This is a genomic window from Sphingopyxis sp. MG, assembly GCF_002953155.1.
In the GTDB taxonomy this organism is placed as follows: domain Bacteria; phylum Pseudomonadota; class Alphaproteobacteria; order Sphingomonadales; family Sphingomonadaceae; genus Sphingopyxis; species Sphingopyxis granuli.
On record NZ_CP026382.1, the window covers coordinates 1 to 23804 of the forward strand.

At 61.9% G+C, this 23804-nt stretch carries 31 protein-coding genes; 18 read left to right on the forward strand and 13 right to left on the reverse strand.

The annotated features are described in order from the left end of the window. Nucleotides 1–117: 117 nt before the first annotated feature. Genes C3E99_RS19140 through C3E99_RS19150 form a run of 3 tightly spaced genes read left to right on the forward strand, consistent with a single transcriptional unit; the run spans nucleotide 118 to nucleotide 1696 of the window. The gene (locus tag C3E99_RS19140) at nucleotides 118–537 is read left to right on the forward strand and encodes a TraK family protein (RefSeq protein ID WP_104960437.1); all 420 of its coding nucleotides are present in this window, start codon (nucleotides 118–120) and stop codon (nucleotides 535–537) included. Beyond that, nucleotides 534–1259, forward strand: coding sequence for a nucleotide-binding protein (locus tag C3E99_RS19145; protein WP_104960438.1), 726 nt, complete (start codon nucleotides 534–536; stop codon nucleotides 1257–1259). The genes C3E99_RS19140 and C3E99_RS19145 overlap by 4 nt, the downstream gene beginning before the upstream one ends. Further along, nucleotides 1259–1696 carry a hypothetical protein gene (locus tag C3E99_RS19150; protein ID WP_021243375.1) on the forward strand — a complete coding sequence of 146 codons (438 nt, stop codon included), beginning with the start codon at nucleotides 1259–1261 and terminating at the stop codon, nucleotides 1694–1696. Before C3E99_RS19145 ends, C3E99_RS19150 begins: the two co-directional genes overlap by 1 nt. Nucleotides 1697–1707: 11 nt before the next feature. Here C3E99_RS19150 and C3E99_RS19155 read toward each other — a convergent pair whose 3' ends face one another. From C3E99_RS19155 to C3E99_RS19220, 12 genes are all read right to left on the reverse strand, one after another. Beyond that, entirely contained in the window at nucleotides 1708–2343 is a 636-nt protein-coding gene (locus C3E99_RS19155) for an IncP plasmid survival protein KfrC family protein (RefSeq protein WP_104960439.1), read from the reverse strand. 119 nt (nucleotides 2344–2462) lie between these two features. Then, complete coding sequence (locus tag C3E99_RS19160) at nucleotides 2463–3491, reverse strand: ParB/RepB/Spo0J family partition protein (RefSeq protein ID WP_104960440.1); 1029 nt, start codon at nucleotides 3489–3491, stop codon at nucleotides 2463–2465. Next, entirely contained in the window at nucleotides 3491–4240 is a 750-nt protein-coding gene (locus C3E99_RS19165; protein WP_104960441.1) for a ParA family protein, read from the reverse strand. Before C3E99_RS19165 ends, C3E99_RS19160 begins: the two co-directional genes overlap by 1 nt. Further along, complete coding sequence (locus C3E99_RS19170; RefSeq protein WP_104960442.1) at nucleotides 4237–4542, reverse strand: TrfB-related DNA-binding protein; 306 nt, start codon at nucleotides 4540–4542, stop codon at nucleotides 4237–4239. The genes C3E99_RS19165 and C3E99_RS19170 overlap by 4 nt, the downstream gene beginning before the upstream one ends. Further along, nucleotides 4529–4882 carry a KleE stable inheritance protein gene (kleE, locus tag C3E99_RS19175; protein WP_158682377.1) on the reverse strand — a complete coding sequence of 118 codons (354 nt, stop codon included), beginning with the start codon at nucleotides 4880–4882 and terminating at the stop codon, nucleotides 4529–4531. The genes C3E99_RS19170 and kleE overlap by 14 nt, the downstream gene beginning before the upstream one ends. A 615-nt stretch (nucleotides 4883–5497) precedes the next feature. Beyond that, entirely contained in the window at nucleotides 5498–5965 is a 468-nt protein-coding gene (locus C3E99_RS19190) for a DUF6884 domain-containing protein (RefSeq protein WP_104960446.1), read from the reverse strand. After that, the gene (locus C3E99_RS19195; protein WP_234002711.1) at nucleotides 5962–6561 is read right to left on the reverse strand and encodes a hypothetical protein; all 600 of its coding nucleotides are present in this window, start codon (nucleotides 6559–6561) and stop codon (nucleotides 5962–5964) included. The genes C3E99_RS19190 and C3E99_RS19195 overlap by 4 nt, the downstream gene beginning before the upstream one ends. Before the next feature lie 2 nt (nucleotides 6562–6563). Continuing rightward, nucleotides 6564–6749 (reverse strand): hypothetical protein, encoded by a 186-nt coding sequence (locus C3E99_RS19200; RefSeq protein ID WP_104960448.1) that lies wholly within the window; start codon nucleotides 6747–6749, stop codon nucleotides 6564–6566. Nucleotides 6750–6799: 50 nt separating this feature from the next. Continuing rightward, nucleotides 6800–7258 (reverse strand): antirestriction protein, encoded by a 459-nt coding sequence (locus C3E99_RS19205; protein ID WP_234002712.1) that lies wholly within the window; start codon nucleotides 7256–7258, stop codon nucleotides 6800–6802. Nucleotides 7259–7609: 351 nt separating this feature from the next. Continuing rightward, the gene (locus C3E99_RS19210) at nucleotides 7610–8380 is read right to left on the reverse strand and encodes a GntR family transcriptional regulator (RefSeq protein WP_158682378.1); all 771 of its coding nucleotides are present in this window, start codon (nucleotides 8378–8380) and stop codon (nucleotides 7610–7612) included. A 197-nt stretch (nucleotides 8381–8577) separates the two neighbouring features. Continuing rightward, nucleotides 8578–8856, reverse strand: a complete 279-nt coding sequence (locus tag C3E99_RS19215) for a hypothetical protein (protein ID WP_104960450.1) — start codon at nucleotides 8854–8856, stop codon at nucleotides 8578–8580. 150 nt (nucleotides 8857–9006) lie between these two features. After that, complete coding sequence (locus C3E99_RS19220) at nucleotides 9007–9354, reverse strand: single-stranded DNA-binding protein (protein WP_104960451.1); 348 nt, start codon at nucleotides 9352–9354, stop codon at nucleotides 9007–9009. A gap of 107 nt (nucleotides 9355–9461) precedes the next feature. Between C3E99_RS19220 and C3E99_RS19225 the strand changes: the two genes are divergently transcribed. The 15 genes from C3E99_RS19225 to C3E99_RS19930 all read left to right on the forward strand — a co-directional run bounded on the left by C3E99_RS19225 (nucleotide 9462) and on the right by C3E99_RS19930 (nucleotide 22666). Further along, nucleotides 9462–9842: a helix-turn-helix domain-containing protein gene (locus tag C3E99_RS19225; RefSeq protein ID WP_234002713.1), complete on the forward strand. Its 381-nt coding sequence runs from the start codon at nucleotides 9462–9464 to the stop codon at nucleotides 9840–9842. 129 nt (nucleotides 9843–9971) lie between these two features. Beyond that, nucleotides 9972–10931: a P-type conjugative transfer ATPase TrbB gene (gene trbB / locus C3E99_RS19230; protein ID WP_104960452.1), complete on the forward strand. Its 960-nt coding sequence runs from the start codon at nucleotides 9972–9974 to the stop codon at nucleotides 10929–10931. A gap of 12 nt (nucleotides 10932–10943) precedes the next feature. Next, nucleotides 10944–11330 carry a TrbC/VirB2 family protein gene (locus C3E99_RS19235; RefSeq protein WP_021243399.1) on the forward strand — a complete coding sequence of 129 codons (387 nt, stop codon included), beginning with the start codon at nucleotides 10944–10946 and terminating at the stop codon, nucleotides 11328–11330. A gap of 1 nt (nucleotide 11331) precedes the next feature. Continuing rightward, on the forward strand, nucleotides 11332–11664 hold the full coding sequence (gene trbD / locus C3E99_RS19240) for a conjugal transfer protein TrbD (RefSeq protein WP_021243398.1): 333 nt from the start codon (nucleotides 11332–11334) through the stop codon (nucleotides 11662–11664). Continuing rightward, entirely contained in the window at nucleotides 11661–14195 is a 2535-nt protein-coding gene (locus C3E99_RS19245) for a VirB4 family type IV secretion/conjugal transfer ATPase (protein WP_104960453.1), read from the forward strand. Before trbD ends, C3E99_RS19245 begins: the two co-directional genes overlap by 4 nt. Before the next feature lie 5 nt (nucleotides 14196–14200). After that, a complete protein-coding gene (locus C3E99_RS19250) occupies nucleotides 14201–14911 on the forward strand; it encodes a VirB8/TrbF family protein (RefSeq protein ID WP_104960454.1) in 711 nt (236 codons plus the stop codon). Between the two features lie 15 nt (nucleotides 14912–14926). Continuing rightward, on the forward strand, nucleotides 14927–15853 hold the full coding sequence (trbG, locus tag C3E99_RS19255; RefSeq protein ID WP_104960455.1) for a P-type conjugative transfer protein TrbG: 927 nt from the start codon (nucleotides 14927–14929) through the stop codon (nucleotides 15851–15853). 53 nt (nucleotides 15854–15906) lie between these two features. Beyond that, entirely contained in the window at nucleotides 15907–16737 is an 831-nt protein-coding gene (locus C3E99_RS19260) for an SPOR domain-containing protein (protein WP_158682379.1), read from the forward strand. Nucleotides 16738–16759: 22 nt separating this feature from the next. Continuing rightward, a complete protein-coding gene (locus C3E99_RS19265) occupies nucleotides 16760–18169 on the forward strand; it encodes a TrbI/VirB10 family protein (RefSeq protein WP_234002714.1) in 1410 nt (469 codons plus the stop codon). A gap of 18 nt (nucleotides 18170–18187) precedes the next feature. Then, entirely contained in the window at nucleotides 18188–18970 is a 783-nt protein-coding gene (trbJ, locus tag C3E99_RS19270) for a P-type conjugative transfer protein TrbJ (RefSeq protein WP_104960458.1), read from the forward strand. Between the two features lie 24 nt (nucleotides 18971–18994). Next, complete coding sequence (locus tag C3E99_RS19275) at nucleotides 18995–19201, forward strand: hypothetical protein (protein WP_104960459.1); 207 nt, start codon at nucleotides 18995–18997, stop codon at nucleotides 19199–19201. 133 nt (nucleotides 19202–19334) lie between these two features. Next, on the forward strand, nucleotides 19335–21254 hold the full coding sequence (gene trbL / locus C3E99_RS19280) for a P-type conjugative transfer protein TrbL (protein ID WP_158682380.1): 1920 nt from the start codon (nucleotides 19335–19337) through the stop codon (nucleotides 21252–21254). Then, a complete protein-coding gene (locus tag C3E99_RS19285) occupies nucleotides 21251–21928 on the forward strand; it encodes a transglycosylase SLT domain-containing protein (protein WP_442800486.1) in 678 nt (225 codons plus the stop codon). The genes trbL and C3E99_RS19285 overlap by 4 nt, the downstream gene beginning before the upstream one ends. Continuing rightward, nucleotides 21925–22257, forward strand: a complete 333-nt coding sequence (locus C3E99_RS19290) for a hypothetical protein (RefSeq protein ID WP_158682381.1) — start codon at nucleotides 21925–21927, stop codon at nucleotides 22255–22257. Before C3E99_RS19285 ends, C3E99_RS19290 begins: the two co-directional genes overlap by 4 nt. Continuing rightward, on the forward strand, nucleotides 22220–22666 hold the full coding sequence (locus C3E99_RS19930; protein WP_158682382.1) for a hypothetical protein: 447 nt from the start codon (nucleotides 22220–22222) through the stop codon (nucleotides 22664–22666). The genes C3E99_RS19290 and C3E99_RS19930 overlap by 38 nt, the downstream gene beginning before the upstream one ends. 780 nt (nucleotides 22667–23446) lie before the next feature. Here the strand turns inward: C3E99_RS19930 and C3E99_RS19300 are convergent. Continuing rightward, nucleotides 23447–23749, reverse strand: a complete 303-nt coding sequence (locus C3E99_RS19300; RefSeq protein ID WP_234002715.1) for a hypothetical protein — start codon at nucleotides 23747–23749, stop codon at nucleotides 23447–23449. Between the last annotated feature and the right edge of the window lie 55 nt (nucleotides 23750–23804).

Genomic DNA, 23804 nt, shown 5'->3' on the forward strand with positions numbered 1-23804 from the left:
TTTAGCGGGCGGTTGAGGGCTATTCTCTCCCCGTTATCTCGTTTCTAAACGGTTCTGCTCTGATGTTATCGTGTTTCTAAACGGTTCCTACACTGACGGACAAAGGCAACGCCCTGAATGACGGACACACCCTCAAAGCCTTTCGTGGAGCGCCTTCGGGAGCGTGCATCCCAATCGAAGGTTGGGGCTGGTGGACGCAACCGGGCCGCCTTCCTCGCGGTCAAACCTGACGTGGAAGCCGCATTGGCCGATGGCTGGCCTGTCAGTCAGATATGGGATGCGCTGGTCGCTGAGAAGCGGATCGATTTCAGCTATGTGTGGTTCGCGAAGTTCGTCCGCGATCTGATCCGCAAACCCGGCACTGCCAACCCCGTCCTTTCGTCGGCCGTCTCGATTGCGGCTCCTCCGGCTCCGATCGCTGCGCCTGTCGAGGCCCCGATCGCCGACACACCTCCCGACGCGACGCCGGCTGAGCCCCGGCCTCGTCCAGCCCGGTTCCATCACCCCGACTCCCCCAAGAAGGAAGATTACCTATGAGCAACGTCCATATCGTCCTCCAAGGTAAGGGCGGGGTCGGCAAGTCGCTCGCCGCCTCGATGCTGGCACAATTCCTGACCTCGCGCGGGGAAGCCCCGCTCTGCATCGATACCGATCCTACCAACGCCACCTTCGCCGGCTTCAAGGCGCTGAACGTCCGCAAGCTCGCCCTGCTGGAAGATGGCGATATCAATCCGCGAAACTTCGACGCGATGATGGAATTGATCGCGGGCTCCAAGGAAGCGGTCGTGGTCGATAGCGGGGCGAGCACCTACAATCCGCTGTCGGCCTATATGTTCGACAATGCGGTTCCCGAAGTGATCGCGGACCTCGGACATAAGCTCGTGCTGCATACGATCGTCGTCGGGGGACAGGCGCTCGTGGATACGCTTGCCGGCTTTGCTTCTGTGGCAGAAGCCTTCCCGGCCCCGGCGGCGATCGTGGTTTGGCTCAACCCCTATCACGGGCCGATCGAACATGAGGGCAAGTCGTTCGAGCAGCTAAAGGCATATAAGGATTTGAAGGATCGCGTCGCGGCGATCGTCACGCTCCCCGATCTCAAGCGGGAGACGTTCGGCGCTGATGTGCAGGAGATGCTTGCGGAGCGCAAAACGCTGGATGAAGCGATGGCGAACGCGGCGCTGCCCCTGATGCAGCGCCATCGCCTCGGCCGGGTGCGTGACGCCGTGTTCGGCGAACTATCCAAGGCGGCGATCATCTGATGGCCGATCACGCAAAGATTCGCGCGCTGATCGCTGAGATTGCGGCGACACATGGTGTCGCCCTTTCACCGGATGATCCGCTGTTGATCCTCCAAACCATCAACACGATGCTGCTGGCCGAAAGCGCGGACGCTCAACAGGCGCAGCTAGAGGCGTTCAAGAGCGAGCTAGAGGAAATGTCGAACCGCTGGGCCGTCGCGATAAACGACAAGGCGGAATCGATCTTGAACGCCGCGCTTGTCGCGGCGGAAGCGGCCATGAAACAGCGGATGGCGGACGGGGCTAAAACGCTCGTGGCGGAAGTCGCTGCCGAAGTGAGCAAGGGGCTTGGGAAGCCGCTGGAAGATGGCGTGCGGATCGCCAACCGGAACCTCATCGCCTCGTGCCTGACGATCGGCGCGGCGATCATCGCCCTACTGGCGGTCCTCATTCACTAGGGCCGCCAGCCCTAAGCGCCGCTCGATCCGCGATTTTGGGACAAGCCTCGGGTCAGGCTGAGCCCGCTCGATGGCGCGGCGTCCTGCACCAGCCCTTGCCGGTCCTCGCGTTTCTTCTCCTGCTGCTGCCGGGTGTGTATCTCGTGCAGCCGGCGGGCCTCCTGTAGCTCGGCGAAGTCGTCTGCGAGCTTGGGTTGCCGATATTCCAGCTTCTCGGCCGCAAGCGCCTCGATCTTCGATCCGTGAACGGTGATGCCGTCCCTGATCTCGCGAACCGTCTCAAGGCGGGCCTGTAATAGCTGAACGGTCGCCTGCGCCTGTGCCACCTGAGCCTGCCACCTTGCGCGCGTCGTCGCGCTCGCCAGTATCCCCGGCGGGTGCCCCTGCACCTGTGTCAGTCGGGCGCTCTGAGACTCGATCATGTTCTCAAGCCGGTCCTCGATCTGGCTGGCCTGATCCTGCTTCTCCTCGACCATCTGCACCATCGCGGCGGCGTATTCCTCCTCGACGGTGGCGGGCGCTGCGATCTCTCCCGCTTCCTGCGCCTCGATCCCTCGTGCCTGCCCTAGCAGCCCGTCCGCGTCCGCGATCGGATCGCCTGTCCCGTTGGACAGGCTTTGCTTGTTGCTATCGATCAGCCCGGCCATGGAAACCTCCTCGGAATTTTAGCGGCTAAAATCGTCCTCCGACTATATCCGATGCGCGCCAAGAAAAAAGGCCCCGCTTTCGCGGGGCCTCCTGTCGTCGGCCGGGGCTGTGTCGATGGTCAGCCCTCTATGACGGAGATAAGCCGAACATCGGCAAGCTCTGCCTCGAACTCGCTGCCATCGTCGTCATATTTCATCCACGACGCGCCTTCGCGTGACGGGCGACGATTGAGCATCAAGCGGCCGGGGCGTCCGTCGTGCTCGACGGTGACGATCGCCTTTTTCAGCTTGTCCGGATCGGCCTCTTTCTCCTCCTTCTCCTTCGGCGCTGCCGGCTCGGCGGGGGGAGTGTCATCATCGCCGCCTTCGCCCTCCCCTTCCCCGCTTCCGGAATTGAGAAATTCCTTTAGCAGTCGGACGGTCCCGCGCGTGATCTCCTGCTCGTCATCGGCAAGCCAATCCGTCACGCCTTCCGGGTGCTTCTTGTAGAGCCCGACAAGCTCGTTAATCAGCGTCACGTCGCGGCACCGCTCGGACTGGAAAATCTCGGCGATCGGGTCGGGCAAGTCGAGCAACGTGGCGTGCTGGGTGACATAGGCCGGGGACTTGCCGATTGCCTTGGCAATGTCGCCCTTCTTGACCTTCTTCGCCAGTTCGCGGCCGATATATTCGGCGATCTCGCGGGCCGTCAGTGCGTCGCGCTGTAGGTTCTCGATTACCTGATCGGACTCGGTGTAATCGCCGTCCACGAACGCCGGGATCGTCGTCTTGCCGGCGATGCCCGATGCGCGGTAGCGACGCGCGCCGTGGTTGATGATGAAATAGCCCTCACGCTCCGGGTTGGGCCGGATCGATATCGGGGTCTTCACGCCACGGATGGCAATCGTTGCCGCCAGTTCCTCAAGCGATGCCTGATCGAAATAGGTGCGTGGCTGGTGCGGGTCTTCCTCGATCAACTCCATGGCGATCTCGGATGCCTTGCCGTCGCCGGCCTGCGCGCCGCTAGGGGGCGTAGGATCGGCTAGGAGGCCCGAAAGGTCGCCCATGGCCCCAATCCCCAACCCGGAGCCGTGTGCGGCGTCCTCGGGCTTCCTGCGGGCCTTGGCGGTCTTCGCGGCCGGCTTCTTCTCCTCGGTGTGGTCGGCCATCACGCGATCTCCATCTTGTCATGTATGTGCTGGGTCATGGCTCGGACTTCCTTGGTCGCCGCTCGGGCGGAAGTCTTGCGGATTTCCCAAACGGGGCAGTGCGACGCGAGGGCGTCGGCGATGCTGCTGCGGTAGCCGATCGGCGTCGGCATAATCAGGGCAGGGTAGGCGGCCAGTAGCTCGGCAAGGTGGCGGGTGTGACGCGGGTTGCGACCGTCAACCTTGCTCGGGATCATGCCAAGGAATTGCAGCTTGGCGTTCGCCTTCTTGATCGCCGCGATCGTGGAGTTCATTTTCTTGATGCCCTGCAACGCATAAGCCTCAAGCTCGATCGGGGACGCCACGAAATCAGCCGCCAGCAATGCCGATGCCATGGCGTTGCCAAGGGAAGGGGCGGTGTCGATCAGGCAAACGTCAAACCCCTGCGCCGCGATCTGCGCGATGCTGGCGCGAAAGGCTGTCGCGGCGTCCTCCAAGGCCAGCTTCTCAAGGTCGGCAAGGCGGCCGTCTGCGGCGATCACGGCGATGTTGTCGATGGGTGCCAGGTCAAACCCTGCCACGTCGCCAAACAAGCTACTGGCGGCGATCTCGCTCTTGTGGACGCCAAGGGTGAAGCTCGCGTTGCCCTGTGTGTCCAAGTCGATCACGGCAACCTTTAGACCACGCTCGGCGAAGTCGAAGGCCAGATGGACAAGCGTGGAAGTCTTCCCGACGCCGCCCTTCTGATTGGCTATTACTAGCGTTTTCATGATGCGGATTCCGATTTCAACGGGGCGCGCTCGTGCCATGCTCTGACAACGGACGCCTGATGTTTGGGGAGAACGGCCGTAACGCGCTCGAACCCGGCTGGAACGGCGCTATGGGCCTCCCAAATCCTGTTCACGGCGATGCAAACCGCATTTCGCGAGACGCCATTGGCGCGGGCACAATCCGACTGACTCTCGCCATCGACTAGGACGGCGCGGGCCATGGCGATCGGCCGCTCGCTGATGTTGATGCCGTCGATCGCACGCGCGAACTCGGCTGCCGTAAGGCGCTTATTTGCGGGCATTGCGACCTCCACGGTTCACGTCCCGGTCGCGCAACGCCTTCGGGCGGTAGAACGCCACGAAATAGTAGAGCGCGGTATAGCCGGCGAAATAGGCGAGGAAATTCCAGCCTGCATGTGCGCCGGGGGTGTTCCAGAACCACATCATGCGAAGGAACTGCCAGAACACGACAAGCGGGATGATGAACCGCATGAAGGTCCAGCAAAAGGCGGTGATGCCCCAAACCACGGCGATGATCTTATCCAAGGCGGATGCCTCGGCGATCGGCATTGAAAGGCTCGGGGGAGGGTCCGCAATGCGGGCGATCCTGCGGCGGATCGGAAAGGGGATAACATTGGTCATCGGAAAATTCTCCGGTTCGGACCTTGGCGAACTGCCCGGCCACAACTGATATATCGGATGATAACACAGCTTTGTCAAGCCCTGTCAAGTCCGGTCGCTGAATTTTAGCCGCTAAAATCATTCCTCGCGCGGCTCCCAAATCCGACGATAGCCTGCCCGGTCACATAGCAGCGCCCATGCCGAATAGGGAATTTGATCCTCGCCTCCCGCCCATCGGCGGATGACACGCGAGCCCTTGCTGCTGATCCCCAAAAATCGCGCCACGCCACTGCCGGAAAGCCCGGTTTCGGCGATGATCTCGCGGACCTCTGCGGCCGTGGGCGGCTCCCAACCGTCATCGGCTGGCCGAAGGCACTCACGGCGGACGTTAGGCAAGCAACTCTCTCATGGCGTTCTAATCCTCTACCAATCCCTTTGAGGCCGCCCACTGGCGGGCCTCGTCGGTGTTCAGGTGATCCCGCACCTTTGAGCCACCATCATAGTAGCCGGCAAGGATCGCGCGGCGCGGTATAGCCCAAAAAGGATGCTTTCGCGCTGCCAGAAGTCGCGCGCGGCGCAATTTCGGCTCGATATGTCGGGTGCTCTGCATCAATCCTCCTGTCTGGTGCGCTGCCACTATACGTCTCGAAATAGGTCTAGCTGGGCGGCGCTCGCCTCTCGTTCCCGTGCTTCGCTGATCTGGCGTGCAAGCCAAGCCTTTTGCTGCCCGATCCCCAAGCCCTCCATCGGCACGGTCGCGCGCGAGCCGGCCCAATGCGCGATAGGATCGCGGTAGAGCCGCCCGGCAAGGATCACGACAGGGGTTCTCGGCCCGATCTGCTCGGCAAGCTGGGCGCTGACGCGCTCGCCCCATGCGCGGCGCTCTGCGGCTGTCATATCGCCTAGAGTGACGTTGTAGGGCTCGATCAGGCGGGAAGGGGGGACAACCCCATGTAGCGCCGACAGGATGAACCAACGGCCGCCCTGCGCCGTCACGTAGGCTCGGGCCTTCCTGAACCAATCCGACTGATACAGGTTGCCCGCACGCGCGGGCTGGGGGAGCTTCTGGCCTACGCAGGCGACAAGATGGACAGGCCGGGTCATTCGGCGATCGGCTCAACGTCGCGCAATTCGACAAAGGCGATCTTCTCGGCGCGTTCCGCCCCTACGGGATCAAGGAAGATATAGACCCGCTCGGCGAAAACCGGGCTGCACAGGCGATAGACGACGCCCTCACGGCCAATGTAGCGATATCCACCAAAGGCAGGATCAACCGGGCCGGGGCCGTCCACTATCCGCACGCGCTGGCCCAAGTGCAGCCAGTTGGCAGCGCCGCGAATGACGGCCTCTCTCTCCTCGGGAGATAGGAACGCCGGTCGATCGGCGCGCTCGGGTCCAAAGGTCGCTGCACGATTGCCGGCAATCCGCTTTAGCTTGGCGTCGATATCCTCGACCGGAGGCCGCTCGAATGACGCCTGCGGATCGTGACGGCGGTAGTGGGTGACTGATGCGCCCCCGAACAGGTCATGCTGCACCCCGACGATCCGCGACCGGAACTGCGCCTCTCGATACTCCTTACGCCAGCGGCCGGCCTCGGACAGAACCGGCTCGGCCGGGGGCGCGCGCACAACCGCCATCAACTCCTCAAATTCTTCCGGAGTGATGGGATCGACGTTCTCGACGGGACGGATCGGCTTCATGGTCAATCCTCCAAGTCGCCAAGGGTATCAGCTCGTCCCCATGCGCGAATCTGACGCGCGGCGTCCTTGCCGATCTGACGGCGCGGAACCTCATGGGTAATGGTCGGGCCGTCGAATAGGTCGGGCTGGTGCCCGATGATCTTCGGGGTATGGATATAGCGCGGTGCGCGGACGGCGTTGCGGGCCATAGGGGCCTCCTCATCCGGTGAGGCCGGGGGCAAGCCCCGGCCCCGGTCTATCAGTCGATGGCGCTGAGGATTGCGGCCTGCTCGGCGTGCTCGGTCCCGAAGTCGAGGAGAGCATGATAGAGTTCCACCATGGCGTCGGTGCGAAGCTCATCGGCAAGCTGGTTGATCGCAAAGAGCGTCGCCACGATCCCGGCGGCGTCGCTGCTCATGGTGCCTTGATAGCCGTTGCCGAACCATTCCACGCGCATCGGGGTATCGATGGCCGGGGCCATGTAGAAGCCGCCGTTGTCGAGCTTGTAATAGTGCCAATAGCCGCCGGTATAATCGATCGACAACTTGGTCATGTAGGCGAACGTAAGCGCCTCGGCGCGAAGCATCTGCGCGAAGCCGAAGAAATGGGGAAGAACGGAAAGGCGCTGATCCTCGGGAACAAGGGTCGCCTCGATTTTGGGCGGGAGCTTCATCGGAAATTCTCCGGTTCGGACCTTGGCAAAATCGCCCGGCCACAACGGATATATCGGATGATACGCCGCAAATGTCAAGCTCTGTAAAGTTGTTTCGACCCTAAAAGTTACCAAACGGTTTTGAAATGCAACGCCAAATTGATCCGATTTGGGGTGGATAAGATTTTAGCCGCTAAAATCGAAGTCGCCGGCAACATAGACAGGCGCGTCTATGCTGCAGCCCTTGAACAGCCGGGATCGCGACGGCAACCGCAAGTGGTGCCGGTCAATAGGAAGCCCAAAGCCCGACCCCCTTTTGGCGTTTAAACAGTCTTCAAAGCGTGTTGCCCGACTAGGGCAACTCCTCATAGACTTAAGAGAATAAACTTATGGGGAGGTTCAATCCCATTTCCGGACTCATGAATCCAAAGAGCCGCCACCCTTGGCTGCGACGCTTTTCCGAAGCGCGATCAAAGCCCGGCCAAGGCCGGGATCGGCCGTATCCAGCATGATCCGCTCGTCCTCGGTCAACGTGGCGCGCATCGCCTCGTAATCCTCCGCGCGCTGCTGCTGGCGGCTGATCTCGTCGGCCGGGACAGGGGAGGGGCGACGCCAAAATGGAAAGAGCTTCCGCAACAATTCGGGCACGCGGAAGCGATAGGCGTTGGAAGTCTGCTCGGACGTGCAGCGCCCCCCCTTACGGGTAAACACATAGCGCCTGAGCCGTTCTATCAGCCCGATCGCCTCAAGGGCCGCCAGCGCCTCCCAAACGGTCGTGCGGCCGCAATTGGCTTCCTGCCCGATCTGCTCATAGGAAGGGAACACGCGGCCCCTGAACGCCCGCTCCATGTTGAGAAGCGCCAGAAACACGTCGCGCACGCTACGCGTGATCTTCAAGCATAGCTGATCGAACGCGCTAAGCTCGGTGCGCTCGCCAGCCCGTATTTCCCGCCGCAGCTTCGTGCGCTGGGCAAAAGCCTCCATGATCGCCCTCTTGGCGTCGTCTCGATCCTCGGCGCTGAGCCGGCGATAGAACGCCTCCTCGATCCTGCTGCCGGCCTCCTTACTGCCGCCATGAACCGGCACCTCGGTAATGTGTCGGCCGCCCCGTTGTTTCTTTCCCTTGGCTGCGTCGGCCATCAGCCGCGTAGCCAGGTCGCCGACGCTGGGCGTCGTCGGATAGGTCATAGTAAGCGTCATCGTCGTCCCCTTTTTGGTCAAAAGGGCCGGCGAGCAGGCAAAACTTTTCCGTGGCGCGAAGCGCGCTCTCTTGATCCGGGGATCGCGAATTGCTAAGTGGGAAGTCCAGACGGTGGACGGTCAGGGTTTGGCGACCCTGCCCAAACAGCATTTCAGGGAGCCGGGCCTTCGTGCCCGGCTTTCGTTTATGTGCTCACGGCCGCGAACTCCTGTCTCATGAACATATCGTCTGCGATCCGCTCAAGGATCGCGTTCAGCGCCGCTTGCCGCGACGTGAACTCGGTGCGCGCCATGTAGCCGTCGATCAACTCGACGGCCTTTGGCGACAAAGCGATGGTGATGTGCTTGTACCCTGCGGCCTTTTCGCGAGCCGCGCGATTCCGCATCGCGACCTTGGCGGAAGCGGCGTTTGGCGACTTGGCTTTTTTGCCTGTCGCCGATTCGCTGGGGGCGGTTCTTGCCATGAGTCGAGGGGTTTACGCGCAACTTAGTGCTCTGGCAACTAAGTTGGAAAAGGCCCGGCAAGTCGAGTGTGAGGTTGTGCTAAAGTAGAGCGCCTAAAAGCGCAAGGGGAGGGCAGCGGGTCCAAGTTCTCGACCCGCTGCCGCGACGATCTAGGCGTTATCCGAACCGGGCTTTTTGGTATCGACGTACTGAATATGGGTCGCGACAAAGTCTGTACCGTATCGCTTCTCGCCGTCCTTTTCCCATTCTGTTGACGCAAGCCTGCCTTCAACAAATATCAGCGATCCTTTGCCGAGATACTTGGCCGCATTCTCTGCGTCGCTTCCCCAAACGGTGATGTTGAAGAAATTCGCGCGCTCGTGGCGTTGGCCCTGTTCATCTGTCCATGCATCATTCACGGCGATGCGTATATGCGCTCTTGCACGATCGCCCGTTGTTGAAGCAATCTCGGCATCCCGTGTGAGGTTGCCGGTGAATAGGAATTTGTTGAGGCCCATGATACGCTACTCCTTCGTCGCTGCGGGTGAAATTGAGAGTCGAGAAACGCCAAGGAAAATTTTAGCCGCTAAAATCGCGATGACGTGCGAGGGGAGGGGAGCCGGTGGTGCATAGGAAGATTCTCTGCATCAACATCATGCGATACCTCGCCTTGCGTGGGCTCAAGAAATCTGACCTCGCCACGAAAGCGGGCGTGTCGATTTCCTATATATCCGACGTTACCAATGCCAAAGGCAACCCCTCGCTTGATACGATGGTTGCTATCGCCGATGCGCTGGAAGTGCCCCTTGTGGCGTTGCTCCAACCACCCCCTGTCGGAACCGATGGCTGGGATGGGAGTTTAGCGGATTCGCTACTCAAGGATGACTGCAAGGTCGGTCTTCCCCCCGGCTATCGCCGCGTCTCAGCCATAGTTAACGAGCATCAGGCTTTCCAGATCGCGAAGTGGCACAAGGCGGCCCACGACAGGCTCAAGATCAAGCAATAGCTGCATTTTTGTGACGAAAATCTCTATGCGAATCATTCGCAAATCTTGTCGGTTAGCGGGTTGAGCTTCTGAATCATCCGGTATATCGTTTGTCAGCCGATTTTGTAGTGTGGCGTGACAGGAGCGATAATGACCGGAGAAGCGGAGCCCGCAACCGTCAAGGAACGCGCGAGAGAAACGCTCCGGCGCGCCATGGGCTCGCTGATGATCGATGCGCTGGCCGATCCCAAAACCGTTGAAATCATTCTGAACGCTGACGGGAAGCTCTGGCAGGAACGGCTAGGCGAGAAGATGACGTGCATAGGCCACGTCACTGCCAATCGGGCGGAAACGATCGTCAAGGCGGTCGCCGGCTATCACGGCAAAGAGGCGACACGCCTGCAACCCACGCTTGAAGGCGAGTTCCCGATCGACGGCTCGCGCTTCGCGGGTCAGATGCCGCCCATCGTGCCGGCTCCGACGTTCGCCATTCGTAAGCGTGCGGTCGCGATCTTCACCTTGGCGCAGTATGTGGAAGCCGGGATTATGTCGGCGGACCAATGCGCGCTGATTACCGACGCCATCAACCGGCATCGCAACATTCTCGTCATCGGCGGTACTGGCTCGGGCAAGACTACGCTGGTCAACGCCATTATCAACGGCATGGTCGAGACTGATCCAACCGAACGGCTGGTCATCATCGAAGATACGGGCGAGATCCAATGCGCCGCCGAAAACTTCGTCCAGTTCCACACGTCGCCGCAAGTTTCGATGACGGCGCTGCTCAAGACGACGCTGCGGATGCGGCCCGATCGCATCCTTGTGGGCGAGGTCCGTGGGCCGGAAGCCCTCGATCTGCTGATGGCTTGGAATACGGGCCATGAAGGCGGGGCGGCGACGCTCCACGCAAATAACGCGGAGGCCGGCCTAAGTCGCCTCGCGCTTCTTATCAGTATGCACCCTGACTCGCCCCGGCCAATCGAACCGTTGATTGGGGATGCGGTGCATTTGATCGTCCACATCGCCCGCACGCCCGAGGGGCGGAGGATTGAAAGCATCCTCGAAGTCGGGGGCTTTGTGGATGGGAATTACCGGCTTCGTTCACTGTAAAGGAGAACTGACGTGCAACTATACTGGAATGAGATTGCGCGAAAGCGCGCTACCTTTGCCTTTCTGGCTCTCGCTATCCTCGTCCTGTTCATGTGGCCTCACGCCGCTTGGGCGTCGGAAAGCGGCGGCGGCCTGCCTTACGAAAGCTACCTGACGAATATCCGCCAGTCGGCGACGGGTCCGATCGCCTATGCCTTCGCCGTCGTCGGGATCGTCGTTGCCGGTGGCGCGCTCGTGATGGGCGGCGATCTAAACGGCTTTGCCCGTGCGCTGCTCCTGCTCGTGCTGGTGGCCTCGCTGCTCGTCGGCGCGAACGCGGTCCTCTCCTCGATCTCCGGCGGCGGTGCTACCATCGCGGCCGTTGTTCCGGCTGGGGCAAGCATGGTGGGGCTCGCCTAACATGGCCCTGCGCTCAGTCCCCATCCGTCGCTCCGGTGTCCGCAACAACCTGTTCATGGGTGGGGACCGGGAGCTTGTGATGCTCGCGGGTGTGGCGGCGGCCGGGCTGATCGGCCCGGCGATCAACGAACCCAAAGCGTGGATCGCCGGTCTTTTCATCTGGTTCGGGGGCCTGTGGGCGGCTCGCCTCATGGCGAAGTCCGACCCGCTCCTCCGGGGTGTCTATCTGCGTCACCGGGCATATCGCGCTTACTACGCGGCCCGCTCGACGCCCTTCCGAAACAATCAGCGAAGCCAGCGGAAGCGGTACAGCGAACCGGGGAAGAAGAAATGATCCAGACACTCGCGATCGTCATCGCGATCATGGGCGCGATCTTGATCGTCGCCCTGTTCGCGCTGGTCTACAAAAACGCCAAATCCAACAAGCTGGATCGCTTCCGCTCAAAAGACGCCGGAATGGCCGATCTGCTCAACTACGCCGCCATGGTGGATGATGGCGTGATTGTCGGCAAAAACGGCTCCTTCATGGCCGCTTGGCTCTACTCCGGCGACGATAACGCCAGCAGTACCGACCAACAGCGCGAAATGGTGTCCTTCCGCATCAATCAGGCGCTCGCCGGCCTCGGCAATGGATGGATGATCCATGTCGATGCGCCGCGCCGGCCTGCCCCGAACTACTCGGAACGCGGCCTCTCGCACTTCCCCGACCCGATCACCGAAATGATCGATGAGGAACGCCGCCAGCTATTTGAAGGGCTGGGGACGATGTACGAGGGCTATTTCGTCATTACCGCGACCTACTTCCCGCCGATGCTGGCGGAACAGAAGTTCGTGGAATTGATGTTCGATGACGATCGGCCAAGCCCGACCCAAAAGGCGCGCACAACCGACCTGATCGAAAAATTCAAGCGCGACATCGTTAGCTTTGAAAGCCGGCTCGGTGCCGCGTTGAAGCTCACGCGCCTCAACGGTCATTCGGTGATGAATGAGGACGGCTCTAGCGTCACGCAATGCGACTTCCTGCGGTGGCTCCAGTTCTGCGCCACGGGCGTCAACCAACCCGTCATCCTGCCCTCAAACCCGATGTATCTGGACTCGATCATCGGCGGGCAGGAAATGTGGACAGGCGTGGTGCCGCGCATCGGCCGGAAGTTCGTTCAAACCGTCTCGATCGACGGGTTCCCGCTGGAAAGCACGCCCGGCGTCCTCTCGGCGCTGTCGGAGCTTCCGACCGAATATCGCTGGTCAACCCGCTTCATCTTCATGGACACGCACGAGGCGGTAAAGCACCTCGAAAAATTCCGGAAGAAGTGGCGGCAAAAGGTCCGTGGCTTCTTCGATCAGGTTTTCCAGACCAATAGCGGCAAGATCGATCAGGACGCCCTCTCGATGGTCGAGGACGCCGATCATGCCATGGCAGAGGTCAACAGCGGCCTTGTCGCTCAAGGCTACTATACGTCCGTCGTCGTTCTCATGGATGAGGATCGCGACAAGGTAGAATTGTCTGCACGCCAGTTGGAGAAGGCGATTACAGCGATCGGCTTCGGCGCGCGTATCGAGACGATCAACAATCTGGAAGCCTTCTTTGGGAGCCTTCCCGGCCATGGCGTCGAAAACGTGCGGCGGCCGATCATCAACACGATGAACCTCGCCGATCTGATGCCGACTAGCTCGATCTGGACCGGCCTCAATTTCGCGCCCTGTCCGATGTATCCGCCGCTCTCTCCCCCGCTGATGCAGGGCGTCACGAACGGCTCTACGCCGTTCCGCCTCAACCTCCACGTTCGGGACGTGGGGCATAGCTTCATGTTCGGTCCTACCGGCGCGGGCAAGTCCACGGCCCTCGGCCTGATCGCGGCCCAACTGCGGCGCTATCCCGGCATGTCGATCTTCGCGTTCGATAAGGGCATGTCGCTCTACCCGCTCGCGAAGGCTGTCGGGGGCAAGCATTTTACCGTTGCCGGCGATGATGAGACGCTCGCCTTCTGCCCGCTGGCGTTCCTCGAAACCAAGGGCGATCGGGCGTGGGCGATGGATTGGATCGATACGATCCTTGCGCTCAATGGGGTCATCACGACGCCGGCACAGCGCAACGAAATCGGCAACGCGATCGTCAATATGTACGAAAGCGGCGGGCGCACGCTCTCCGAGTTCTCGATCATCATTCAAGATGAAGCGATCCGCGATGCGATCCGCCAATACACGGTGGACGGCGCGATGGGTCACTTGCTCGATGCCGAACAGGACGGGCTCTCGCTCTCCGACTTCACGGTTTTCGAGATTGAGGAGCTTATGAACCTCGGGGAGAAATACGCGCTCCCCGTGCTGCTCTACCTGTTCCGTCGCATCGAACGCTCGCTGCGGGGTCAGCCGGCGGCGATCATTCTGGACGAGGCGTGGATCATGCTGGGGCACCCGGCTTTCCGCGCCAAGATCAGGGAATGGCTCAAGGTGCTTCGCAAGTCGAACTGCCTTGTGCTGATGGCGACGCAAAGCCTTTCGGACGCCGCCAATTCGGGCATTCTCGATGTGATCGTGGAATCGACCGCGACGAAAATCTTCCTCCCGAATGTCTATGCGCGGGATGAAGACACGTCGCAGCTTTACAAGCGCATGGGGCTCAATCCGCGCCAGATTGATATCCTCGCAACCGCGATCCCCAAGCGCCAATACTACTATGTTTCGGAAAACGGCCGCCGGCTCTTTGAACTGGCCCTCGGCCCGGTTGCACTCGCCTTCGTCGGTGCGACCGACAAGGAATCTATCGCCACGATCAAGGGGCTGGAAGCTCGTCTAGGCCCGCGCTGGGTCGATGAATGGCTGTCCCTGCGCGGTGTCACACCAATGATTGGAGAAGCGGCGTGAGCTTTATGGACAAGTTCCGGCGGCGCGAGGCCGCCTCCTTGCCTGTCGAGGAAACCAACCCCTACCTCGCGGCCCGGCGGACATGGAACGACCATGTTGGCGGGCTCGCGGCGTCGCGGCGCATGTGGCAGTTGGTGGCGATCCTGTCGCTCCTGATCGTCCTCGCCTCGGTGGGCGGGATTATCGCGATCGGAAGCCAATCGAAGTTCGTCCCCTACGTCGTGAAGGTGGATAGCCTCGGCACGGCCGTTGCGACCACGCGCGCGGATCGGGCGGCTCCGGTCGATGCTCGGGTCATTCAAGCTCAACTCGGGTCGTTCATTCAAAGCGCCCGCTTCGTGACCTCGGACATTGCCCTGCAACGGCAAGGCATTTTCCGGGTCTATTCGATGCTGCTGCCGAACGATCCTGCGACGCAGAAAATGAACGATTGGCTGAACGGCAATCAGGAAACGACGCCCTTCAAGCGGGCTGAGACAAAGACTGTCAGCATCGAAATTGCGTCGGTGATCCCGCAAACATCGCAGACGTGGCAGGTCGATTGGACCGAAACCGAACGCGATCGGCAAGGCGGCCTCATTCAACCGCCGATGAAATGGCGGGCTCTTGTCACGATCAAGGTCTTGGCCCCGAACACCGGCACCACTGAACAGCAAGTCCACGATAATCCGCTCGGCATTTATGTCAGCGATTACTCGTGGTCGCGCACACTCTAAGGGAGGGATTGGCACATGAAACGGAATATCATTCTCGCGGCACTGCTTTGCTCGATCCCTACCTTGGCGATGGCGCAAGAGTCCGTGCCTACTTACTTCAATCCGAACAACCCGACCCTGACGCCAGCGGAGCGCGACGCGCTGCGGATTTCCCAAGAGTGGCAGGAGAGAAGCGCAACCGGGATGCGGCCTGTCGCTGGGGCAGAGGGCGCGGTGGTTTTCCTGTTCGGGGCAACCGAACCGTCGATCGTCTGCGCCGTGCTGCAAATCTGCGACGTGCAGTTGCAGGCCGGCGAACAGGTCAACTCGATCAACGTCGGCGACAGCGCCCGCTGGCTGATCGAACCGGCGGTATCAAACTCGGGACCGAACGAGACGCAACACCTCATCATCAAGCCGATGGACGTGGGGCTGTCTACCTCGCTGGTGGTGACGACGGATCGCCGCACCTATCACATGAAACTCACCTCGCACCGAACCGACTTCATGGCTCGCGTGGCGTTCCAATATCCTGACGACGTGAACGCCAAGTGGGCGGCCCTCAAGGCGCATAACGACGTTGTGCGGAACGAACGCACGATCGCCGTGCCCGGTGGCGGCGCGGCCTCGGCCGGCGGCGCTGGTCGCCCTGCGGCCGAATATCTGTCCAACCTGAGCTTCAATTACAGCGTGAAGGGCAGAGCCAGGTGGAAGCCGGTTCGCGTTTTCAATGATGGCGTAAAGACCATCATCGAAATGCCCGAAGCCATGAGTCAAACGGAAGCTCCGTCGCTGCTCGTGGTGCGTGCCGGTGGCAGCATCAAGAAAACGGAGGATACATCGCTGGTCAATTATCGCGTCCAAGGGGACCGATACATTGTCGATCAGGTGTTCGATGAAGCCGTGATGATTGCTGGGGTCGGGAAGCGGCAAACTCGCGTCCAGATTGTTAGGGAGCAATAGTCATGCGCGCGGCCCCTATCGCTGCTCTGGCGCTTGTCCTGACCGGATGCGCCATGACGACGGCACGCCTTGGCAGCAATGCCGCTGTCGCATCGGCCTCCGAAGCGCAAGCGATGGCGGCCGATTCCCTCGCCGAGCTGGTCAAGCTATACCCCCCGGCGATCTCCCGGCTGGCGATCGATGCGAGCGCGTCTGACGACGTATTCGGACAGGCTTTGACGGACGGGCTCCGCAAGCGCGGCTACGCGGTCGTAGAGGGGTCGCGGAAGGCCAAGGCCGATCCATCGGCCCTTCCGCTCCGCTACGTCGTAGATCAGCCTATGGCGGGCTATTACCGCGTCATGTTGCGGGTGGGCGAACAGTCCCTCGCTCGTGGCTATACGACGGAAGGGGGCGTGGCTCCCTCGGCCGGCTGGGCGCTGAACCTCTCGGGTGCGTCGGAACAGCTTGTCGAGCGCGCAACCCGGCCCGATCTGCCGGGGGACGCGGAACAGGTTCAAGCCGAAGTCGCGGCCGTCAACGCCGGCCTCGTCGGGCCGGCGGTCGTGGCCGTGGTCGATAGCCCTGCGCCCGTCTATCAGCGTAGCGCCCCGGCAAGCCGGGTGACGATCGCCATCCCCCCGGCGGCCAAGCCTGCACGGCCGGCGGCGTCCCCTGCGGGGTGGCGCGTCCAGTTCGCCGCGTTCCGCACCGATAAAACGGCGCGGAGCTACTGGCGCTCGCTGGTCCAGAAAAAGCCGGCGCTGGCCGCCCTCAAGCCGCGCTTCCCCCGGTCCTCGCGCGGCGTCGTGTTCGTGCAGGCTGGCCCCTATCGAACCGTGGCCTTTGCAAAGCGCGTGTGCGGCGGGCTGAACGCCAGCGCCTGCATCGTGGTCAAAGCCTGATCGGCGGATTGGAGTAAATACGATGGCAACTGCTGATCCAATGTCGCCCGAATCCTCGCCGGGTGGCTCCACGTCTCAATCCCGCCTGATTACCGGCGTTCGCCGGGTCAACAACTGGCCGATCTATATTGTTGGCGCGCTGGTCGTCGTCTTCCTGCTCATCGTTATCATGGTCGTGATCGAACGCGGCCAAATGCAGACGGTCAAGCCTGACGATCTCCAACAGCCCAACAAGGGCCAAACCTCAATGGACATGGCGCGACAGGTCGCCGGCAATGCGGAAGGCGGGGAAGTCCCGTCCGCGAGCGGCGCTCCGACCGTGCCAACGGCGCCGACGATGGTTCCCGGCCCGGTCGCTCTCGACGCCAACGGCGTTCCGATCGCCCCGGTGAACCCTGACATGCCGCCCGTGCCTCCGGGGGGCTATGCCGGCAACGGACAGCCGCCCCAAGTCCCGCCCGAAGTGCTGTCGAGGCGGCAACGTATCGAAGCAATGCGCGCCGCCAAGGCGCAAATGTTCACAGACGCAGTTCGCGCGCCGACGAACATCAAAATGGCTGCGGCGCGTAGCGCGGGCTCGCCCGGCGGTGGAAGCCCCAACGGCGACACGGCGCAACGCCTTGAAGCTCTGCGCCAGCAAATCGCGGCGGCGGCTGCGGAAGGCAACGGCCCTTCCTCCACCGATCTGCAAACGCTCGCGGCTCTGCAAGGCCAGATGGCCGCCAATGGCGGCGGTGGGAACGCCACGGGGCAGGGCAGAGATTTAGGCCAGTTCGGCAACAGGCAAGGCCGCGATCGGTGGCAACTGGATTCGCAGCCTGCGGCTCCGCGCACGCGCTATCAGCTAACCGCCGGTTTCGTGATTCCGGGGACGCTGATCTCTGGCATCAATTCGGAACTGCCCGGCCAAATCGTCGCTCAAGTCTCACAGAACGTCTATGACAGCGCGACCGGCAAATACCTCCTGATCCCGCAAGGCGCGCGACTGGTGGGCTCCTACTCGGCTGACGTTCAATATGGTCAGTCGCGGGTGCTGATCGCATGGCAGCGGATCGTCTTTCCGGACGGCAAGGCGATGGACATTGGCGCAATGCCCGGCTCGGACAGCGCCGGCTATGGCGGCTTTAAGGACAAGGTGAATAACCACTATCTCCGCATCTTCGGATCGGCCTTGTTCATGTCTGGCGTGACGGCGGGCGCAACACTCAGTCAGCCCCGGTCCAACTTCGATAGCAACGGCAACAACCGGCAAAGCGCCGGCTCGGCGCTGAGCGAAGCTCTCGGGCAACAGCTTGGGCAGGCTACCGCCATGATGATCCAAAAGAACCTCAATATCTCGCCTACGTTGATGATCCGGCCCGGCTTCCGGTTCAACGTCGTGGTCACGAAAGACCTCGCGTTTTCAAAGCCCTATCGTGCGTTCGACTATTAACCCCAAGGAGTGAGTCCAATGCGAAAGGTAATTTTAGCCGCTAAAATTGGCCTCGGGCTGGCGATCATCGCCGCCCCGATGACGACGCCGGCTAACGCTCAATTCGCGGTCATCGACGTTGCGAGCGTGAAGCAAAACACCATTACGGCGGTCCAGAGCGTCGCTCAGGTCGCGAAGCAGGTTCAGCAGTACCAAACCCAGCTTCAACAATATCAGAACATGCTCAAAAACACGCTGGCCCCTGCCGCCTTCGTGTGGAGCCAAGCGCAAAGCACGATCGACGGGCTGCAAAACTCGGTCAACTCGCTCAACTCATTGACGCGCCAGACAGGCGGGATCGACGCCTATCTGAGCCAGTTCCAGAATCCGAACTATTATAGGAACTCGGCCTGCTTCTCGGCGACGGGCTGCACTCCATCACAGCGCGCGGCGCTCCAATCGAACCAGCGGGCCAAGCAACAGCTTCTCATGGCGTCGAATGATGAAGTGCTACGCGGTATCAGCAACCAGCAGACGCAGTTGCAGCAGGAAGCGGCGACGCTCGAACAGATGCAGCGCAACGCTCAATCGGCGGACGGGCAGGCACAGGCCCTCGGCTATGCCAACCAGTTCGCCGCAAATCAGGCCAACCAGCTTCTCGCGCTGCGCCAGCAGCTAATGGCACAGCAGGCCGCCACGCTGGCCGTCCAGCAAGCCGCAATGGACGAAAAGGCCCTGCGCGTCGCCGCATCGGAAAAGGCACGGTCTGGCTCTTACACAAAGGATGCGACCGGCACCTATGGCTATACGACGCCAAACTGATCGCGCCGACAGGAGGATGACGAAATGAACATCAAGCTCGTGGGACTTTTGGTGGCGGTGGTCGTCATCCTCCTTGGCCTGCTCGTGATGATGCTGCGGGCGACGCCGGAAGCCCCTGCGCCGGTCGCCGTCACTGCACCGCCCCCAATCGAACAGCCGAAACCCAACCCTCGCGGGGGCTCCTACAAAAAAACGCCGCCGGGCAAGTACGAATACACGACGCCAAAGTGAGCGGGTGAAGCTCGGATAACTGAGGGCCGGAACGATGGTTGTATCTCGCAATAAGCTGGCCCTCATAGGGCTCTGCACGTTGGTAGCATTGACGGTGGCGACGCCAGCCCTAGCCCAGACTGAGGGCGGCGGCATGTTCACCGATATCCAGAATCGCTACGCGGCGGCGGCCCGTGGCTGGTCCTCGGCGATGACAAGTGCAGCCTCGTTCCTGTTTTGGGGTCTGGCGGCTATCAGCTTGGTTTGGACGATGGGCCTTATGGCCCTTCGCCGGGCCGATCTCGGAGAGTTCTTCTCTGAGTTTATCCGCTTCGTCGTTTTCACCGGCTTCTATTTTTTCCTGCTGACGAACGGTCCCTCGATCGCAGACGCCATCATTCGGTCCCTGCAACAGCTAGGATCAAATGCGGCAAGCATCGGCCCGGTCACACCCGGAAGCATTGTCGATATCGGCTTTGATATCGTCTCAACAACGGTCGATCAGTCCTCGATTTGGGAGCCGGTGGACTCTGCGGTGGGGATCATCATCGCGTGCATCATCCTCGTTGTCCTCGCCCTCGTGGCGGTCAACATGCTGCTCCTGCTCGTCTCCGCATGGATTCTCGCCTTTGGCGGCATTTTCTTCCTCGGGTTCGGCGGTTCCCGGTGGACCTCGGACATGGCGATCAACTATTTCAAGACGGTGCTCGGTGTTGCCGCGTCGCTGATGGCGATGGTTCTGCTCGTCGGGATCGGCAAGACCTTCGTAGATCAGTATCACGCCAGCATGTCGTCTGTGACGACGATCAAAGAGCTTGCGGCGATGATGGTCGCCTGTGTGATCCTCTTGGCGCTGGTCAACAAGATTCCGGGCATTGTGGCTGGCATCATAACCGGCGCTAGCGTCGGCGGTGCTGCCAATGTCGGCTCATTGGGCGCGGGCGCGGCCATGACTGCGGGCGGCATGGCTGTAGCGGCTGCGGCTACTGGTGGCGCTGCGCTCGCTGCCGGTGCGGCGAACGCCGCTGGCGGCGCGAGCGCGATAAGCGCCGCGTTCAAGTCGGCGCAGGAAAACATGGCAAGCGGGGGCGGCATGTTTTCGGGCTCGGGCGGGGGCTCGTCGTCGGGCGGCGGGTCCAGCGTGAGCGGGAGCCTCGGTCCTGACGGCGGCGGCGGTGGCGGTGGTAGCGGCGGGGGTGGCGGGGCTTCGCCTCTCTCCTCTGCGATGGGTGGCGCTGACAGCGGCGGCCGTGCTGGCGGCGCGAACGATAACGCTGGCGGCGGACGTAGCGCCGCGACGGGGGAAGGCGGCGGCGCTGAGACTGCGACCTCTGGCGCTGGCTCTCCCGCTGGCACTACCGGCGGCGGGATCGCCGGGGCGGTCGGGGAGCCCGATGGCGCGGCGGCCGGCTCTGCCGAAGAAGTCGTAGCGGCGACGGCGGAAGCCGGCTCGGCCGCGCAAGCGTCCGCTGCACTTGGCGAGGAACCCGGCGGGGCCGGCGCTGGTGAAGGCGGCGGATCGGGAGGCCGTAGCGCGTTGGCGACGGGCGCTTTGTTCGCGGCCGATATGGCATCTAACCTCGGCGGTGGGATCGCGCGAACAGCTTCAAACAAAATGGGCGCTGTAGCTGACGCGGCGCGCGCGCGGGTCGCCGGCACGGTCGGCGGGCAAATCGCATCGGAAATCCGCAACCCCGGCGCTGCGGCTGCGAGGCGGCAAGCGGGTGGCGGAAGCGAAACCCTGACGCCGGCAACCGGGGCAGGGGGATCGCGGGGCGGCTCGCGCGGCGGCGGTAGCTCGGGAGGCGGCTTCGGGTCGCCGGGATCGACAACCTCCACGGGAGGCTTCGATTCCTATTCCTATAGTAGCTCGGGGTCGGGCTCGTTTGGTGGCGGCGGCTCCGATGGCGGCGCGCTCGATGGCGACGGCGGCCCCTCGGAAGCGATCGGCGCGGACCCCGGCGGCTTCGGCGGGGACGCAATCTCGGGAAGTCAGCGCGGTAGCAACCCGTCAACCCGTGTGGACGCCAGCAATGAAGTGTCTGAGTTCGTGAACCGGGGGAACAATCCATGATGCCTGCGGATATCCCGCCCGCGATCCATGAAAGGGTCGTGTGCTCGATCGGCGCGGCGGCCAAATATGGCGTCCCTGCCAACATCATCCTTGCCGTCGCGCAGAAGGAAGGCGGCAAGCCGGGGCAATGGGTCCGCAACACCAACGCGACCTATGATATCGGCTCGATGCAATTCAACACCGCCTATATTCGCACGCTGGCACGCTATGGGATTGGGACGGCGGACGTGGCTCAACCGGGCTGCTATTCCTACGATCTGGCGGCGTGGCGGCTGCGCGGGCACATCAAAAACGATCGCGGCGATATCTGGACGCGGGTGGCGAATTACCACTCGCGAACGCCGGTCCACAACGCCCCCTATCGGGCGGCGATCATGGTCTATGCACGCCAATGGGGTAGCTGGCTGTCGTCGCGCTTCCATACCTATGACACTCTGACCGTGACGCCTCAGACGATCGCGACGGTGAACAATGCGCCGGTCACAACCGCCCCTGTCATCGCTGCGAGGCCGACTCCCCAAGCCTCGCCTGTTCGGGTGGCGGCCGTAGCGAAGCGCGCTCCTCGGGCCTCTGCGAAGGCCGGGGGCGTGAACCCCTATTCGTCGCCGATCCGGGTGGTTTCCTACAATCCGTCCGGGTACGTCCCGCGCTCGATCGCGGCCGTCGAGGAATGACCGTGGGCGGCTCTTGGCCTCCGAACGCAACTGCGGCCGACGTGCCGCTCGTGCTCGATGTTCACGATCGGAATCGCGCGATCTTGGAAATGCTCTCGACGGGCGGATTCAAGGATACGCCGGCACTCCGGCGCTGGGCGCGGACGCCGGAAGCAAACACGGTCCTGCGCTATTTTCTGATCGCGCGAACGATGCCGCTCCCCACTGAATATTTCCAAATCGATCTGGAAGCGGCGACGGCTGAGTTGGCCGCGCAAGATATGCTCGCGGCTGCGATAGAGGAAAATTACGGTGATGGTGCTCGCATCCTGCCTGATCCTTGGGGATAGCCACGCGGACGGCACGGCCGCTGCGGTGCGCGCTGCGCTCGGCAACCGCTGCACAGTTGTAGCAAGGGCCGGGATCGGCTCGGCCGCGATCCTCGATCGAACGCCTGCGGGCTCCTATGGTAGCGCCGTGATCTCGGCCGGCGCGAATGACGCCGGCAATCCGCACCTCGCCGACAATCTCAACGCGATCCGGGGCAAGCTCCAGGTCGGCAAGGTCGTGTGGCTTTTGCCCTATGATCGGCGCGCCACGGCCGCGATCGAAAACGTCGCCAAACGGTGGGGTGATCTCGTGATTGATCTGGCGTGGGCGCGCGCGCGGCGCGACGGAATCCACTGTCAGTCCTATAGCTGGGTGGCGCGCTCCATCGCGCGCGCCGGCTATGCAGGATCGGTTCGCATGGCCTTTTGAACCGAATATCCGCCGCGATCGGCGCGGGCGGCAAAAAGGGGCGGGTTGCCCCGCCCCCCTGTTAGCCCGGATTAGGGCGTGACGGTCAAAGCAGCGCCCGTGTTGAGATTGGCGTTGTAGTTGCAGCCGCTTCCGAAGTTCACCGAGTTGAAGAAGAACGACGTTGCAGCGTTGCCGTTCTTCATGATCGTGAACGGCACGTCAGACGAGGTAGAGCAGGAAGGGGTCACTGCACGAAAGTGCGCTTTGCGTACGCCAGGCCCGAACGAACAGCGAACGACACGGATCGGTGGTTGGGGGTTGAGTAGCAACGGAACAGAAAACCTACATAAGGCAGCACGCCTCAAGGCCGCGGGCCATTCCGGAATGGCAAAAAGTGGTGGTTAGCGGACGTTCATCGCCGGGCAGCAGCGCAGCAGCCCTAAGGACGTGGCAGGCTCCGCTTGCGATGAGAAAAGGCAGACCAAACCGCAACCGGAGCGGTCAAAATTGGGTGATAGAGAAAGATCATCACCAAAACCCAAAGTGGCAGCGACGGGCCATTAGGCCCCGGCGCATCGGGCAATGAGAGAAATGGCAGGCCGTTGAAAGCGGTAAAAAACCATTGGAAGGGAAGTCCGGTCACGAGCCATGCCGCGAACTGCCACAAATACCATCGCGGGATTTTCATTTGCGCTTGTCGTCCATGATCCGGAAGCTATCCGCTAGATGGTGCTTCAAACGATCTTTGTCCGCAATGGGGCGAGTCCGGACTCGTCGCTGATCGGCGATTGTGGGTGGTTAGCTGCCAGACTGCCTCGCGCCAGCGAAGTCAAACTCCCGCATCGTCTTCTCGACTTCTCCGATGCCCAGTCGCTTGTAGAAACACGTCCGCTGCGTCGAGGTCGATTGCCGGTCGATGTAGTAAGCCCATTCTCCCGAACCGACCGGGCTCGCAGGAACATCAATGCGGTGAACCACCAGAGAGCAGGCCTTGGCCGTCTCCTTCACCTCATCCCAGCTAGGCTGCCGCATCGGCTGTGCTGAGACGGATGCGTCTGTCATCACGTAACCGAACGAAGCGATGATGATCAGCCAGCGCATGTCGACGATGCTACAGTCTGCACAGAATGTCCGCAAGGGCTCTGTTGCAAAAATC